Source organism: Pseudomonas sp. SLFW, assembly GCF_009905615.1.
In the GTDB taxonomy this organism is placed as follows: domain Bacteria; phylum Pseudomonadota; class Gammaproteobacteria; order Pseudomonadales; family Pseudomonadaceae; genus Aquipseudomonas; species Aquipseudomonas bambusae.
In genome coordinates, this window is the sequence record NZ_JAAAKW010000025.1 from 1 (window position 1) to 15,925 (window position 15,925).

Genomic DNA, 15,925 nt, shown 5'->3' on the forward strand with positions numbered 1-15,925 from the left:
AAAGAAGAGCGCGAGAGCGTCGATATAAGTGTCGCATCCCTGAAAGTTAAAGTTTCCGACCGTGACGTCAAATGCCCAATTTGCTTCGCGAGCGGTGATGCGAATGTCATCACCTTCTTTTGAAAAATCAAAAAAAGCGAAATCGGCATTTATCCAGTTTTCGAAACTAATATTTTTTGCCCCACACCCTAAGAGCCTGATTACGATGACATCATAGTGATCGCCATACGTGCCCCATTTAGCGACCTCTATTGCTGGCTTCTGTTGGGTATGTATGTTCATGCTAAATCTGCCAGCGACATCCAGGCCGAATTGACCAATATAAATAGGCTCAGTCAGACCGTCAGGGAATAGCTTCTTCAAAAATAGGTTGCTACAGATCATGTCGATTACATTCATGAATTAATCACCAGGTCGTTCCCAGTACTTGAGTAGTTCCAGCTCGCGTTCAATATCATCCATATCATCACTGCCCAATTCATCGTCAAATTTTTCTGAAACGATTCGCCTGACTTTGGCCAAGCGCCGTGTTATTTTATTTTGGTCAATAAAGCGTGTTGTTTCGAGTGCGTAATCTAATGCCGTGTTTTCCGAGGGCTTTAGTTGTTCGTTGTTGTAATGGTACTCGGCTATTTTGTTTAAAGAGATTAATAGGTACTCAATTTCCTTTATTATAGAAATTGCTTCTACACCGGAAAGCTTAATGATTTCATTCTTTTTGAGCATGCTACTTCCTTTTAAAAAAGTCAGGGTTGCTAAGCTGCAAGTCGCCTTTAACGGTTAGCTCGAGTCTGTGATATCTGGGATTATTTACCCATTTAAGTAGCTCTTCAGGTACATCAGTTTCTACATAGTCACGACCTTTATTTTTTGCAAGCTGGTATTTCTCCCTGGCAGCTGTTTCGCTCAAAGGTTTTTTACTGGCGGGCTCAAGATAGACATTGTTATTGTCATTTGCCTTGATATATCCGCTCTCTTTGATTCCGTTTAGGCCTTTTCTACTTGTGTAGTGCCGAACCCGAACACAACTCCACCCCCAAGGATCCACCCACCCCACGGGATTCGGCGCGTACTGATATAAATTCAGCCCGCCCGCCAACCCGATCGGATCAGGCGTCGTGAAGCGCCCTATGTCCGGGTCGTAGTACCTGAAGGTGTTGTAGTGCAGTCCGGTCTCGCGATCAAGGTATTGGCCCTGGAAGCGCAGGTTCTGGTGTTCGAGGAAGTAGGGTTCGCGGGTTTCTTCGGTGGTGCTGCCCCAGACCTGGTAACGCGCCTGCCAGACGACGTGGGCGTCGGGTTCGGTGAGCTGTTCGGGCAGGCCGTTGAGGTCGTTGTGGTAGTGGCGGATTTTCTGGTGTCCGTCTCGGCCATCGACGCGGGCCAGCGGCTCGTGGCTGTCGTCGACATAGAGGTAGAGGGTGGAAAGGCCGTTCTGCTCTTCTTGCAGCAGGCGCAGGCCGTCCCAGGTGAATCGGGTGTCGTTGAGGAGGTGGCCGTCGGGGTGGTGCAGGGTTTTGCGGATGCGTCGGCCCAGCGGGTCGTAGGTCATGCGCACGACGTGGCGGTCGGGGTTTCTGACTTCGATCAGGCGGCTTTCGGCGTCGTAGCTGAAACGCTGGAGGCCGCGGCGGGTGCTGCGTTTTTCGATCAGGCGACCGTAGCGGTCGTAGCGATAGCGTTTGTCCTGCCAGGTCAGCAGTTGGTTATGGGCCACCCGCGCTTTGCCGGACTCACCGACCACGAGGTTGGCGGCGGGGTCATAGGCAAATCGCTCCACCCTTCGGCTGATGCTGTCCTGGGCGCAGAGGATCCGGCTGCTGCTGTCGTAACCGAGCCAGGTCTGGTGGTCGCCATGGCGTTGCTGCTCGACCCGGCCAATCAGGTTGTCAGTGAGGTCGTATTCGTAGGTTTTGGTGCTGTCCGCTGGCAAGGGCCGGGGGCGACTGTCGTGTCGGCGAGCGCGTGATTGAAGTCGACCGCTGCGGTCGTAGGCGCTGCGGGTGTGGACCTGGCCCTGGGTGCGCAGCACTTCGCGGTGCAACCGGTCCCGTTCGACGTCGCAGATGACCTGGCCGTCGAGGTTGAGTTGGTGCAGATGGCCACTGCCGTACAGCAGGCGATTGATCCAGCGCCCGTCGGGGGTTTGGGTCTGGATCAGGTGGCCGAGTTCGTCGTAGCGATGCTGAACGGTGCCGGCGTCGGTGGTTTCGCTGAGCAACTGACCCAGCGCGTCGTAGGTGAAACTCACGCTGTGCTGCGTGCCGTCCAGACCGGTGAAGGTCGCGTCGATCAGGTTGTCGAGCGGGTCATAGGCGTAGGCCGTGCGACCGTCGTCGGTCACTTTGGCGATCAAGCGTCCAACCGCATCGTGCTCGAAGGCATGAGTGATCGACTCATGCCCCGACACGTGCGTGACGCCCACCACATCACCCAGCGAGTCGTATCGATAGTGCCGCTGGCTGCCGTCCAGACCCTGTTGAGTCGAGAGTCGATCCCCGGCGTCCCAGGCAAAGCGGTAGCGTTCGCCGTTCTCGTTGGTCAGCGTGTCCAGCCGGCCATAAGCGTCGTGGCGATACTTCACCGTGCGCTCGTGAGGGTCTTGATGCCGCTCCAGCCGCCCGCACCGGTCGTAGCCGTAACGCGAGATGTCTCCGGCGGCGTTGACGTAGCCGATCAGTGCACCGCTGTCGTCGCGCAGGAAATGTTCGCGGCGCCCAACGGGGAGGTCGCGTCGTAGCAACCGGCCTTGCCCGTCATACCCATATTCCGTTCGCTCACCGAGCGCATCAGTGCTCTGGTCGAGAAAGCCGCGCCGGTCGTAGCGGAATTCAGTCTTGTAACCCGAGCAATCGATGTAATCGGTCAGTTGGCCGAATGCGTTCCAACGCAGAGTTTTGCTTTTGCCGCTGGCATCGATGATCTCGACGACCCGGCCCCGTTCGTCGAAGCGATAACGCGTGACATGCCCCAGAGGATCAACTTCGTGGGTGCGGTTGCCCCGCGCGTCGTAGCGGTAGTGCCAGTGATGGCCCGCTGCATCGGTTTGCACCTTCGGCAACGACCAATGTTCCAGCCACAGCGTGCAGTCGATGCGTCCAAGGGGGTCTTCAGTCGAACTCAGATTGCCTGCGTCGTCATAAGCAAAGGTCCACCGGCCCTGCTGAGGATCAATGGCACCCAGCAACTGACGCTCGTCGTTCCAGAAAAACTGCCACGTCTGGCCAAGGGCGTCGGTGCAGTCGGTGATCTGGTGCTGAGGGTTCCAGCGTCGGACGCTGCGGCGATTGAGGCCGTCCGTAATGACAGAGACACCGGCGCTCAGGTTGTAAGCGAAGTGGTATTCATCCCCCGCGTCGGTCCAGTGATAAACCACGCGCCACTCGCGCCCGTCGATCAGCGCCCAGTCATAAAAACAACGCAGCCCGGTGGACCGTTGGTGTTCGACCATGCGCCGATGCGCGTCGTAGCTGAATCGCCGCTGCACCTTGTCCAGCGCGTCCCGCACCTCACTCAGGTCGCCGTGATCGTCATAGGCATAACTGACCAGCGCCTCGGACGCGTCGTCATCGAACACCCGCTCGATCCGCGCCACACGATCCGGCCATTGCGCCGAATACACCAACCTCACGCGCACGACATCAAGGCCGTCATGCAGATGAGCCAGTCGCCCCTCAGCGTCGTACACCAGATGAATCCGGTTGTCGTTACGGTCGCCAAGCTGGCTCAGGCGTAACAGCGATGAATGAGCCAGATTTGGCTCGAACAGCCGATAAATCCCGTCCTCGCTCTCGATCAACACACGGCCATCGGCATGCCGCTTGACCGCCAGCCCTTCGCCGGGACTGAACACCGCGTCACCCGGCGCAATCGCTCCCATGTCAATGCGCCGGGCCTGCTCATCGATGTAGACCAGCCGCTCGCCACCGTCCGCGAGCGCCTCGACCTCAATGCGGACCTCGAACCCCACGCTCCAGCCCGCGCCCAACAGCCCGTCGCGCCGCTCATCGCGACTGCTGTAGAACCGCTGCCACTCGATCGGCAACACGCCCGGCAAGACGAAATCCAGCTCTTCAGACCCACCCAACACCTTGGCGCCAGTGGCCGCATGCACCGGATTTGGCGACCCGGACACCGCCCGACCCAAAGCACTCGCGACCGCTCCGACGACATATCCCGTAGCGCCGCCGATCAGCAGACACGGCAAGTTGCTGACGAATTTCACAGGCCGACCGCGCAACATCATCAGCGCCGACACCGCCAGCCCCACGCCCGGCGTCTTGCCGCTGCGAATGGTGCGCACCACCGCCGTGCCGCCGCCGATGCGAACGTTGGGTGAGATCAATCCGGAGGACACCACCGTCGCGTCACAGGTGCTGCGATCCCCGCTGCGCACGGCGGGCTGGCCGTTGATGAATACCGTGCTTGAGCCTTCGGCGAGGTATTGACCGGGCGTGCCGGGATGCTTGTTGCAGGCGATCAGGTCGTTGGGCCGTGGCGAGGCGCCGGGGTCTGGCGTGGCGACGGTGGGGCGCCACAGTTCAGAGAAAAAGCCGGCGGCCATGTCGAGGAAGGTGCCTTCGGAGGATGCATCTTCCGGCAGCGAGGAAGGCGCTTCTGATATCGCGCCAGCGGCGCGAGCAGCGGGTAATCCGTTGATGAAGACGTTGGGGGAACCGCTGATGATGTGCGCGCAAACAGTGGGCGGGAACAGGTCGTTGGCCAGCCCCTGGCAGAAATCACTGAGCTGCCTATCGGCCCCGGTGAGTTGCATGCCGACGGTCACCGCCACCCCAACGACCACGCCCAACACACAAGCGCCCAGCCCGCCCGTGGCAACGGTCAGCCCCGTCGCCGCGACGATGGCTGTGGTCGCCAAGATGCCGACCGCCACGGTGGCCACCACTTCGAGGGCACCGCCGAACACGTCGGCCATCATTGAGGTGTGAGCGAGGGCATCGCCCTGACGGGCAGCCCATAAGGCGTCAGACATTCCCTGATCCGCGCTGAGAAAAACGGGGAATCTAGGGGGTTAAAACGCGGCTGTCTGGGCGGTGAAACACAAAAAAGGAGGACTGCGAAGTTTTCAGAAAGGGACTACAGAGGCGGGTGTTTGTGTCCTGCTTGAGAGGGTAAGGTGTACGACGTGGCGCCCCATAACCGATCAGACCCGCGCCTTGATAGCAATCAAACCAACGGCCACAAAAAAGCCCCGCATCTCTCGACGCAGGGCCTCTCGTTCAAACCAGATGAATCAGGTGTCGCTCATCAGGCGTCACAGCTCTTTGACGGTACGCACCTGATCTTTGTTGATGCGGGTTTCTTTACCGTCCAGCTGTTTGAATTCATAGAAACCGGATTCTTCGTCGTACTTCGGCTGGTCAGTGGCCTGGATTTCGCGGCCATCGTTCAGAGTGATCACAGTCGGCGAAGAGCAACCGGCGAGGGTGGCGAGGCCCAGTGCGAGCAGGAAGGCTGCGGGAATAGTCCGTTGTTTCATTACTGTGTCTCCGAGGGTCATTCTTTATGTAGTGAAGTTTCTGACGCGGGGGCTGTGAGCAAAGTTCCATGAAACTTGCCCGGCACCTGCAGTCTGATCGAATCAGCGCTCAACGGCGGACAGCAAATCCGGAGTGTTGAGATTCGCCAGGCGAGGGTCGCCGTCGTCACATTGCAACGCCACGCCGCCCAGCTCGGCCATGGTCCGGCGCGGGCTGCGCTGGCCCTGTTGCCAATGTTGCTCGAAGACGGGGGCGTGGAGGGTCGGAATGCAGCACAGCAGCGGTTCCCACTGATCGCCCTCCCGCACCATCACCGGTTGGCCGGGGTGTTCGACGGCTTTTCGGCGCAGCGCGTTGAGCAGGGCGAGGTCCAGCAGCGGCTGGTCGCAGGGCATCACCAGCAGATAGGCGTGCCGCGCCACGGCGATGCCTGCGCGAATTCCCGCGTAAGGGCCGGGAAACCCGCTTTCGTCGTCTTGAACCAGTCGGTCGGCGAGTGGCGCGTACCGGTCCTGATTGCGGTTGCAGGAAATGATCAGGTCGTCGGTCAACGGGCGGGTCAGGCGATGCAAGTGTTGAATCAGTGGCTCGCCGCGCCATTCGATCAGGCCCTTGTCGCGGCCGCCCATGCGCTGGCCCTGACCGCCGGCCAGCAGCAGGATCGAGCAAGGGGGCAGGGTGTCGGAAGGCGTCATTGTGCTCTTGTCCAGCGGAGAAAAAAGGGGTGCTGTGATATAACACCGGACTGTTTTCCCTACAACCGGACCACGCCGATGAAATCCAAGGCTGACACCCCCTTCGTGCCGCTGAACATTGCCGTTTTGACCGTGAGCGACACCCGTACCTTTGAAAACGATACCTCCGGGCAGATGTTCGTCGATCGCCTGACCGCTGCCGGTCATGGCTTGATCGAGCGCGTGCTGCTCAAGGACGACCTCTACAAGATTCGCGCCCAGGTCGCCACCTGGATTGCTGACGATGAAGTGCAAGTGGTGCTGATCACTGGCGGCACGGGCTTCACCGGCCGCGACAGCACCCCCGAAGCCGTGGCGTGCCTGCTGGACAAGCAGGTCGACGGTTTCGGCGAGCTGTTCCGGCAGATTTCGGTGCCGGACATCGGCAGCTCCACCATTCAATCCCGCGCCCTGGCGGGCCTGGCCAATGGCACGCTGGTCTGCTGCCTGCCGGGTTCGACCAATGCCGTGCGCACCGGGTGGGACGGGATTCTGGCCGATCAGTTGAACAACAGCTTCCGCCCCTGCAATTTCGTGCCGCACCTGAAGAAAGCCGAGCCGTGCGCAACCCGTGGGTGATGACCGATGAGCAACTCTGAACCCCGTGGCCTGATCCCGGTGGAGGAGGCCATGGAGCGCTTGATGGCCCTCGCCGCGGAGGCGCCGATCACCGAGCGCGAAACCGTGACGCTGGCCGACGCCCAAGGTCGCATCCTCGCCGATGACCTGATTTCCACCCTGGACTTGCCGCCGTGGCCCAACAGCGCAATGGACGGCTACGCCTTGCGCGTCGCCGACTGGACCGGCGAGCCATTGCCGGTCAGCCAGCGGATTTTCGCCGGGCAGGCGCCGCTGCCCTTGCAACGCGGCACCTGCGCGCGGATTTTTACCGGTGCTCCGGTGCCGGCAGGTGCGGACTGCGTGGAAATGCAGGAAAACGCCGTGGTCCAGCCCGACGAGCGCGTGCGTTTCCTTGAACCGCTGAGCATCGACCTGAACATCCGCCCCAAAGGCCAGGAAACCACCGTAGGCGACAAGGTGCTGGACGCAGGCACTGTCATGACCCCCATCGAATTGGGTCTGGCCGCGACCCTGGGGCTGGGCCAGTTGCAGGTCATTCGGCGGGCGCGGGTCGCGGTGCTTTCAACCGGCGATGAATTGATCGAACCGGGCCAGCCGCTGGGTCCGGGACAGATCTACAACAGCAACCGCGTGTTGCTGTGCAGTTGGCTCAGGCGCTTGGGCTGCGAGGTCGTCGATGCCGGGATACTGGCGGACGATCTGGAGAAAACCCGCGCCGCGCTGGGGGCCTTGGGTGACGTTGACCTGATCCTCTCCACGGGCGGTGTTTCTGTGGGCGAAGCGGATTTTCTCGGTCACGCGCTGCGTGAAGAGGGCGAAATCTCGCTGTGGAAGCTGGCGATCAAACCGGGCAAGCCCCTGACCTTTGGCCATTTTCGCGGCGTGCCGGTGATCGGTTTGCCCGGCAATCCGGCATCCACCCTGGTGACGTTCGCCTTGCTGGCGCGGCCTTATCTGCTGCGACGCCTGGGCGTGACCGAGGTCAAACCGCTGCAGTTCAAGGTGCCCGCCGGTTTCGTCTGGACCAAGCCCGGCAACCGTCGCGAATACTTGCGCGGGCGTCTGGAACAGGGCCGCCTGATCGCCTACCGCAACCAAAGCTCCGGCGTGTTGCGCAGCGCAGCGTGGGCCGACGGGCTGATCGAGGTCATGGAAGGCACCAGGGTGGCGGAAGGTGATCTGCTGAATTTCATCCCCTTGAGCGAGGTGATGGGCTGACCGGCGGCGGGATCCAATCGCGAGAAGCTGAGCTACGCTGAAAGTGCGTCATGACAAATGGGTATTCAGTCTTTGCCCCGGAGTATTGTTATGCAGGCTTTGCGCGTTGCGTGTGTGATCCCGACGTACAACGGCCGCAGGGAGCTTGAGCGGCTGCTCGATTCGCTCTCTGCCCAGACCGCCGTTTTCGACACCCTGATCGTCGATTCCAGCTCCACCGATGGCACATGGGAGCTGGCCCGCGCCCGCTGCGAGAACGTCGTCCAGATCGCCAGCAAGGACTTCAACCACGGCGGGACGCGGCAGATGATGGCCGAGACCCATCCACGTTATGACGTCTTTGTCTACCTGACTCAGGATGCCTACCTCGAAGACCCTCGCGCGGTGGAAAACATTATTCAGCCGTTCGACGACCCCTTGGTCGGCGCCGTGTGTGGCCGCCAGTTGCCGCACCTCGACGCCACCGTGCTGGCGCAACACGCTCGCTGGTTCAACTACCCGCCGGTGTCACGCATCAAGACCCTCGCCGACGTGCCTGAAATGGGCATCAAGGTGCCGTTCATGTCCAATTCCTTCGCGGCGTACCGGCGTGACGCGCTGCGTGCCGTGGGCGGGTTTCCTCGACACGTGATCCTCTCCGAAGACATGTACGTTGCGGCCCGCATGTTGCTGTCCCACTGGAAAGTCGCCTACCAGGGCTCGGCAGTCTGTCGGCATTCCCACAACTACAGCTTGCGTGAAGAGTTTCGGCGTTACTTCGACATCGGCGTGTTTCAGGCCCGGGAATCGTGGATTCACGCCCGGTTCGGCGGCGCCCGCAAAGAGGGGTTTCGCTACGTGAAATCCGAGCTGGATTTCCTTGGCGCTCGACGCTGGTATCTCTGGCCGGCGTCGTTCTTGCGCAACGGGCTTAAGCTGCTGGCGTTCAAGCTGGGCAAGGAGGAGGCGCGGTTGTCGCGGCCTTTGAAGCGGCGGCTGGGAATGTACAAGCGTTTTTGGGACAGCGAACACGCTTGATTGGCCTGAGGGATTGCGCCCTGCATCAGCAGTGGCGCCGCCATTCGTGCGTCTGACGCACTCATACACTGCCTAAATGTAAATTTTTCTTCATCTTGAGGCTTTTTACACTGCCGGAAACGACGCCCGTTTCCGGAGTGATACGCCCATGTCTCACCTTGCCCAAGCCTCCCTGCCTACTGCTCGACAGCGGGCGGCGCCATGACCGCCGCCGCGCCGTTGCCTGCGATCAAGGCTGCGCTCCCGGCCACGTTCGGCCTGCAAACGGTGCTGGGTCTGCTGGGTGTATTGCTCGCGGTGCTGGTGGCGGGGGTCAATGAAGGTGTGACCCGCATTGCCCTGAATGACATTCGCGGCGCAATGTTTATCGGCTACGACGAAGGGACCTGGGTCACGTCGCTGTATGCCGCCACCTCGCTCACGGCCACCGCGTTCGCGCCTTGGTTCGCGGTCACGCTCTCGCTGCGTCGGTTCACCCTGGGCGCCATCGGCGTGTTTATCGTCCTGGCGCTGCTGTGCCCGCTGGCGCCGAATTACCCAAGCTTCCTGATCCTGCGCGCCCTGCAAGGGCTGGCGGCGGGGTGCCTGCCGCCGATGCTGATGACCGTGGCCCTGCGGTTTCTGCCGCCAGGCATCAAACTCTATGGGTTGGCGGGCTATGCGTTGACGGCCACGTTCGCGCCGAGTCTTGGCACGCCGCTGGCCGCGCTGTGGACTGAGTATTTCAACTGGCAGTGGACGTTCTGGCAGGTGATCACCCCGTGTCTGGTGGCGATGATTGCCATTGCCCACGGTATCCCTCAGGACCCGCTGCGACTGGAGCGTTTCAAGGCTTTCAACGGGCGGGGTGTGCTCTTGGGCGCTCCGGCGATCGGCATGCTGGTCACGGGGCTCTTGCAGGGCAACCGCCTGGACTGGTTCGAGTCGGAGCTGATCACGGTGTTGCTCTTGGGCGGGACGGCGATGCTGGTGCTGTTTATGGTCAATGAGTGGTTCACTCCGGTGCCGTTCTTCAAGCTGCAGATGCTCTCCAACCTGAACCTGTCCCACGCGTTGCTCACGCTTGGAGGAGTGCTGGTGGTGCTGACGGCGACCGGCTCCATTCCGTCCGCGTACTTGGCGCAAGTCCACGGCTACCGCCCTTTGCAGACCGCGCCGATGATGTTGTTGGTGGCCCTTCCGCAACTCCTGGTCTTGCCGCTGTTGGCGGCACTGTGCAACGTGCGCGCCGTGGATTGCCGCTGGGTGCTGACGGTGGGGCTGGGCCTGCTGTCGTTGCATTGCTTTGCGGCGACGCAGATGAGCCCGGAGTGGATTCGCGAGCATTTCTACGGGCTGCAACTGCTGCAGGTGATCGGCCAGCCCATGGCCGTATTGCCGCTGCTGATGCAGGCCACGGGCGGGATCGCGCCGGCCGATGGTCCGTTCGCGTCGGCGTGGTTCAACACCGTGCGCGGCCTTGCGTCGGTGATCGCAACCGGGGTGCTGGATGCGCTGACCACGTCCCGTCAGCACTTCCATTCCAACGTGCTGGTGGACCGGCTCGGCAACAGCCCGGAGCTGGCGGCTCAGGACACGGTGGCGTCGCTCGCCCATCGGATTCACGAGCAGGTTGTGACCCTCGCCAGCATCGACCTCTACTACTGCATGGGCTGGGTGGCCGCCGGGTTGATCCTGCTTATTCCCCTGATGCCGAGCCGTGTTTACCCACCCCAGGCCCCCAGCTGATTTCTTTACCTTTAGAGACGCCCCTCATGAACATGACCTCAAAGCAAACCCTGGCCCTCTGCGGTGGGGTGATCGCACTGGCTGCCGTTGGCCTCTACGGTTTCACCAGCGACGATGGGCGGCAGCGCACCAATGACGCTTACATCGCCGCCGATTACTCCAACGTGGCGCCGAAAGTCGCGGGTTTCATCAGCCAGGTGATGGTGGAGGACAACCAGGACGTCAAGGCCGGGCAGTTGCTGGCGGTGATCGACGACCGGGATTTCCAGACGGCCCTGATCGCCTCCGAAGCCGAAGTGCTGACCGCCAAGGCGCAATACGAACAGGCGAGCGCGGTGTTGCTGCGCCAGACCTCGGTGATCGCCCAGACCGAAGCGGCGTTGTCGGCAAGCAGGGCGGAGGTGACCTTCGCGGATCAGGAACAGGTGCGTTACGAGCGTCTGGCAGGCATGGGCGCGGGCACCTTGCAAAGTGCGCAACAGGCCCGCAGCCGGATCGACACGGCGCGGGCGCGGCAGAACAGCGCCGCCGCGTCGCTGGCGGCGGACCGCAAGCAGGTGGACATTCTGATTGCCCGGCAACACGCCGCCGAAGCCGGGGTGAGACGTGCGCAAGCGGCCCACGATCAGGCGCAGTTGCAGCTGTCGTACACGCGAATCGTCGCGCCCATGGACGGCATGGTCGGCGAGCGGGGCGTGCGTATCGGCAACTACGTGACGCCTGGCACACACCTGCTGTCGGTGGTGCCGCTGCATGAGGTGTACGTGATCGGCCACTTTCAGGAAACCCAGCTCACCCACGTGATGCCGGGGCAGGCAGTGCAGGTGCGCGTCGATATGTTCTCCGGGGAAACTCTCAAGGGCCGGGTGCAGAGCATTGCACCGGCCACGGGGGTGACCTTTGCGGCCATCAAGCCCGACAATGCCACGGGCAACTTCACCAAGGTCGTGCAACGCTTGCCGGTGAAAATCGTGCTCGACGGTCAGCAACCCTTGTTGAGCCGGTTGCGGGTGGGCATGTCGGTGGACGCGAGCATCGACACCCGGTCGAACGGCGAGGACAGCGTCAGCGTGCGATGAACGAGGACGTTGACGGGCGCCTGGCGTGAATGAAAGAAGGACGAATCGCTGCTGGATTTCCGCGCCGGATAGCCGACAATGACGCGACTTTTTTCAGACAAGAAAGGGCACGTCATGCAAAAGCCACTGCAAGGGATTCGGGTCATCGAACTCGGGCAGCTGATCGCCGGGCCGTTCGCGGCGAAGATCCTCGGCGAATTCGGCGCCGATGTGATCAAGGTCGAGCCGCCAGGCACCGGCGACCCCCTGCGCAAATGGCGCCTGCTGCACGAAGGCACGTCGGTGTGGTGGGCGGTGTCGTCGCGCAACAAGCGTTCGGTGACCCTCGATTTGCGTGAGCCCGAAGGCCAGGACGTGGTGCGCAAATTGCTCGCCGAAGCCGATGTGCTGGTCGAAAACTTTCGCCCCGGCACGCTGGAAGGCTGGGGCCTGGGCTGGAAAGAATTGCACGCGCTGAACCCGAAACTGGTGATGCTGCGGGTTTCCGGTTATGGGCAGACCGGCCCTTATCGGGATCGTCCCGGCTTCGGCGTGGTGGGGGAGGCCATGGGCGGCTTGCGGCATTTATCCGGCGAACCGGAACGCACGCCGGTGCGCGTCGGGGTTTCGATAGGCGATTCGCTGTCGGCGCTGCACGGGGTGATCGGCGTGTTGCTCGCCCTGTGGCACCGCGACCAGAACGGCGGCGAGGGGCAGGAAATCGACGTCGCGCTGTACGAGTCGGTGTTCAACATGATGGAAAGCCTGATCCCCGAATATTCAGTGTTCGGCGCCGTGCGTCAGCCTGCGGGCAGCAGCCTGCCGGGCATCGCGCCGTCCAACGCCTACCGCTGCCGCGATGGTCGCTACGCGCTGATCGCGGGCAATGGCGACAGTATTTATCAACGCTTGATGGCGTTGATCGAACGGCCCGATCTGGCGTCCGACCCGGCGCTGGCGCACAACGATGGCCGGGTGAAGCAGGTCGAGCTGATCGACGCGGCGATCTCCGCCTGGGCCGCGAGCCTGGACCTTGACGATGTGCTGGCCAAACTCACGGCGGCGCGGATTCCTGCCGGGAAGATCTACGACGCCGCCGACATCGCCAGCGACCCTCACTACAAGGCGCGGGACATGCTTCTCGACAGCCAGCTCGACGACGGCACGCCCGTCATGCTGCCGGGTATTGTCCCGAAACTGGGTACCACGCCGGGCGGTGTGAGTCGTCCGGCCCCGACACTCGGGCAACACACCGATGAAGTGCTCGCAGAGTTGGGCATCGACGCCGAACAGCGCGCGGCGTGGCGCGCGCGGGGCCTCATTTGAACAGTGTTGGGAGCGCGACATGATCGATCACCTTGACCATCTGGTGCTGACCGCCGTGGATGCCGACGCCACGGTGGATTTCTACACCCGCGTGCTGGGCATGACGCTGGAGACCTTCGGCGCCGGACGCATGGCCTTCACCTTCGGCCACCAAAAAATCAACCTGCATATCCGTGGCAAAGAGTTCGAACCCAAGGCCCACGTCCCGGTCCCCGGCGCGCTGGACCTGTGCTTCATCGCGTCGATCCCGCTGGACGATGTCATTGCCCGCCTCAACGCCGCGCCCTGGCCGATCATCGAAGGGCCGGTGATGCGCACGGGGGCGACGGGGCCGATCCGGTCGGTGTACGTGCGCGACCCGGATTTGAACCTGATCGAGATCTCAGAGGTGGTTTGATCCCATGCCCTTGCCCGACATGAATCTGCTGATCGCCCTCGATGCCTTGCTCGAAGAGGGCAGTGTCGTGGCGGCGGCGAGGCGGATGCATTTGAGCCCGGCGGCGATGAGCCGGACGTTGACGCGCATTCGTGAAGCGTTGGGCGATCCGGTGCTGGTGCGAGCGGGGCGGGGGTTGGTGCCGACCCCTCGGGCGCTGGCGTTGCAGGGGCAGGTGCGCAGTCTGGTGGAGCAAGCGACTGAGGTGTTCCAGGCCCGTGATGAGGTAGACATGAGCACCCTGGCGCGGCGTTTCAATCTGCGCTCCAACGACGTGTTCTTTGGCGCATTCGGCGGCCAACTGGTGGAAGTCTTGCGGACACAGGCGCCTGACAGCTCGCTGAGGTTCGGCCCCGAGGGCGAGGGCGACGACGATGCCTTGCGCGAAGGGCGGATCGACCTGCACGTCACCTCACGGCGCAATTTCGGCCCGGAAATCAAGGTGCAGCAACTGTTCACCACCCGGTTCGTCGCGCTGGCCCGTGAAGCGCATCCCATCTTCGAGGCGCCCATCACGCCGGAGCGTTTCGCCCGTTACGATCACGTCAGCGTCTCCCGGCGTGGGCGTCCCCATGGCCCTATCGATATGGCGTTGGCGTCACTCGAACTGTCTCGCCGTGTCACCCTGACCACGCCGAATTTTCACTCGGCGATCTTCTCCATCGCGGCGTCCGACTTGATCGTCTCGTTGCCGGAACCCGTGCTGTGGGGCTTGCGTGAATTGGGCCTGCGCATGCGCCCCTTTGTGATTCCGCTGGTGCTGGAACCGGTGAGCGTGGTTCAGGCCTGGCACCCGCGTTTCGACAAGGACCCGGCCCACCGCTGGTTACGCCAGACCTTAAAGCACATCTGCACCACGGCGGACGCGCGCAATGCCGGGGTCTGGCCGGCCGCGTGATGCCGATCAAGGATTGAGGCTGCGCCACGGCCTCAACCACAGCGCCAACCCCACCAGCAGCGCCGCCCCGTACGCGCAACTTAGCCCCAATTGCAGCCAGACATTGCTCAATGGGTGCAGCACGGTGGCAGCCAGCAGCATCACCCCGGCCCCTAACAGCCATTGCTCGCGCCAGGGCAACGCGCTGAGCAATCCTTGGCGCCGCATCAGCAGCACGCCGGTGAGGATCGCGCCGCAGACCGCCGCCATGGCGATGCCAATCAGGCCGAAGAAAAACGGCAGCACCGCCAGCAACACGGCATTAAGCAGACTGCCGGTGAGTTCGCAGGCCAATGGCAGACGGGTGTCGCCAGCGGCATAGGCATAACGGGCGAGCAGGGCGTTCCAGGCGCCGAACATCAGTGGCACGGCGAACCACGCCAGCAGTCCCGGCAGCGGACCGTCGACGGCCTGATTCGGCAGCAGCAAGGCGACCAGCGCACCCGCCGCGCCGATCAATCCAGCGACGGCGGGAACCGTCAGCAGCGTGGCGCTGCCCAGCCCTTTGCGCAGCAGGTCCATGCGCTGTTGCCCCTCGGCTCCGCTCATCAACCCCAGCAACACCTGGTTCAGACTCATCAATGCGATCAGTGGCAGGTTGATCAGCTTGCGCGCCAGGTTGACCCACGTCACCGCGCCTTCTCCCAGCAACGAGGCGACCATTCGCTCCAGCAAGGCCAGGCCCTGGCTGGCGAGGTTGCTGCTGAGCAACGGGCCAATGCGCTGTAGCAGCTCGCGCCCGGCACCCGGCGCACGGCTGATGTGCCAAGGCCGCCAGCCTTCGCGAACGAGCGACGGCAACAGCGCTGCGGGCATCAACAGACTGCCGAGCAGGCAGGCGGACGCCAGACCCGTCGGGGTCGCGGCGTGGCGCATCACGGCCAGATACACCACCGGAGGGAGGTTGAACAGCAGCGAACCCAGGCCCGCCAGCACGAAGCGCGAGCGGGCTTGCAGCGGCACGCAGAGCAGGGCGTGCAGCAGAAACCCCGGCGCCGACCAGGCGAGCCATTGCAGTGAACTGGCCGCGAGTGCATAGCCGTCAGTGACCAGCCCCGGCCCGATCAGGCGTACCCAGAACGGCGCGCCCAGACTCAACAGCACGCTGACGCCGAGGCCGCCCAGCAAGACGCGGGGGATCATCGCCCCCAGCCAGTCCTGCTGCGCCTGTGCGACACGTTGCTGATACAGCGGCAACGCGGCGGCACTCAGTAACCCGGCGGCCAATGCCATGCGCAGGGCTTCAGGGAGAAACAGCGACACCAGAAACGCATCGCTGCGCCCGCCCGCGCCCCAGGCCGCGACCAACAGCCACTCGCGGGCGAAGCCTGCCGCCAGCCCGGTGAGGGTGGCGAGGGTCAGCCACAGCGTCGAGCCGAACACCGGCC

Annotated in this window: 14 protein-coding genes; 8 read left to right on the plus strand and 6 right to left on the minus strand. The window is 62.6% G+C overall.

The window, feature by feature from the left end; genetic code table 11:
* From GVN17_RS26305 to mobA, 5 genes are all read right to left on the minus strand, one after another.
* On the minus strand, window positions 1-399 hold a 399-nt coding region (locus GVN17_RS26305), incomplete at its 3' end, for a hypothetical protein (protein WP_166598215.1).
* 3 nt (window positions 400-402) lie between these two features.
* Window positions 403-726, minus strand: a complete 324-nt coding sequence (locus tag GVN17_RS26310) for a hypothetical protein (RefSeq protein ID WP_166598216.1) — start codon at window positions 724-726, stop codon at window positions 403-405.
* Between the two features lies 1 nt (window position 727).
* Window positions 728-4,993 (minus strand): RHS repeat-associated core domain-containing protein, encoded by a 4,266-nt coding sequence (locus tag GVN17_RS26315; protein WP_166598217.1) that lies wholly within the window; start codon window positions 4,991-4,993, stop codon window positions 728-730.
* A 282-nt stretch (window positions 4,994-5,275) separates the two neighbouring features.
* A complete protein-coding gene (locus GVN17_RS26320; protein ID WP_166598218.1) occupies window positions 5,276-5,500 on the minus strand; it encodes a YgdI/YgdR family lipoprotein in 225 nt (74 codons plus the stop codon).
* A 102-nt stretch (window positions 5,501-5,602) separates the two neighbouring features.
* On the minus strand, window positions 5,603-6,196 hold the full coding sequence (gene mobA, locus GVN17_RS26325) for a molybdenum cofactor guanylyltransferase MobA (protein WP_166598219.1): 594 nt from the start codon (window positions 6,194-6,196) through the stop codon (window positions 5,603-5,605).
* Window positions 6,197-6,274: 78 nt separating this feature from the next.
* On the opposite strand from mobA, the gene moaB reads away from it, so the two are divergent.
* The 8 genes from moaB to GVN17_RS26365 all read left to right on the plus strand — a co-directional run bounded on the left by moaB (window position 6,275) and on the right by GVN17_RS26365 (window position 14,498).
* The gene (moaB, locus tag GVN17_RS26330; RefSeq protein ID WP_166598220.1) at window positions 6,275-6,814 is read left to right on the plus strand and encodes a molybdenum cofactor biosynthesis protein B; all 540 of its coding nucleotides are present in this window, start codon (window positions 6,275-6,277) and stop codon (window positions 6,812-6,814) included.
* A 6-nt stretch (window positions 6,815-6,820) separates the two neighbouring features.
* Window positions 6,821-8,035 carry a gephyrin-like molybdotransferase Glp gene (gene glp, locus GVN17_RS26335; protein WP_166598221.1) on the plus strand — a complete coding sequence of 405 codons (1,215 nt, stop codon included), beginning with the start codon at window positions 6,821-6,823 and terminating at the stop codon, window positions 8,033-8,035.
* A 90-nt stretch (window positions 8,036-8,125) separates the two neighbouring features.
* Window positions 8,126-9,052: a glycosyltransferase family 2 protein gene (locus GVN17_RS26340; RefSeq protein WP_166598222.1), complete on the plus strand. Its 927-nt coding sequence runs from the start codon at window positions 8,126-8,128 to the stop codon at window positions 9,050-9,052.
* Window positions 9,053-9,253: 201 nt separating this feature from the next.
* A complete protein-coding gene (locus GVN17_RS26345) occupies window positions 9,254-10,780 on the plus strand; it encodes an MFS transporter (RefSeq protein WP_166598223.1) in 1,527 nt (508 codons plus the stop codon).
* Window positions 10,781-10,812: 32 nt separating this feature from the next.
* Window positions 10,813-11,859 carry an HlyD family secretion protein gene (locus GVN17_RS26350; protein ID WP_166598260.1) on the plus strand — a complete coding sequence of 349 codons (1,047 nt, stop codon included), beginning with the start codon at window positions 10,813-10,815 and terminating at the stop codon, window positions 11,857-11,859.
* Window positions 11,860-11,973: 114 nt separating this feature from the next.
* Window positions 11,974-13,164, plus strand: coding sequence for a CaiB/BaiF CoA-transferase family protein (locus GVN17_RS26355; RefSeq protein WP_166598224.1), 1,191 nt, complete (start codon window positions 11,974-11,976; stop codon window positions 13,162-13,164).
* A 19-nt stretch (window positions 13,165-13,183) separates the two neighbouring features.
* A complete protein-coding gene (locus GVN17_RS26360) occupies window positions 13,184-13,561 on the plus strand; it encodes a VOC family protein (protein ID WP_166598225.1) in 378 nt (125 codons plus the stop codon).
* Window positions 13,562-13,565: 4 nt separating this feature from the next.
* A complete protein-coding gene (locus GVN17_RS26365; RefSeq protein ID WP_166598226.1) occupies window positions 13,566-14,498 on the plus strand; it encodes a LysR family transcriptional regulator in 933 nt (310 codons plus the stop codon).
* Window positions 14,499-14,504: 6 nt separating this feature from the next.
* Here GVN17_RS26365 and GVN17_RS26370 read toward each other — a convergent pair whose 3' ends face one another.
* Entirely contained in the window at window positions 14,505-15,920 is a 1,416-nt protein-coding gene (locus GVN17_RS26370) for a lipid II flippase MurJ (RefSeq protein WP_166598227.1), read from the minus strand.
* Window positions 15,921-15,925: the final 5 nt, after the last annotated feature.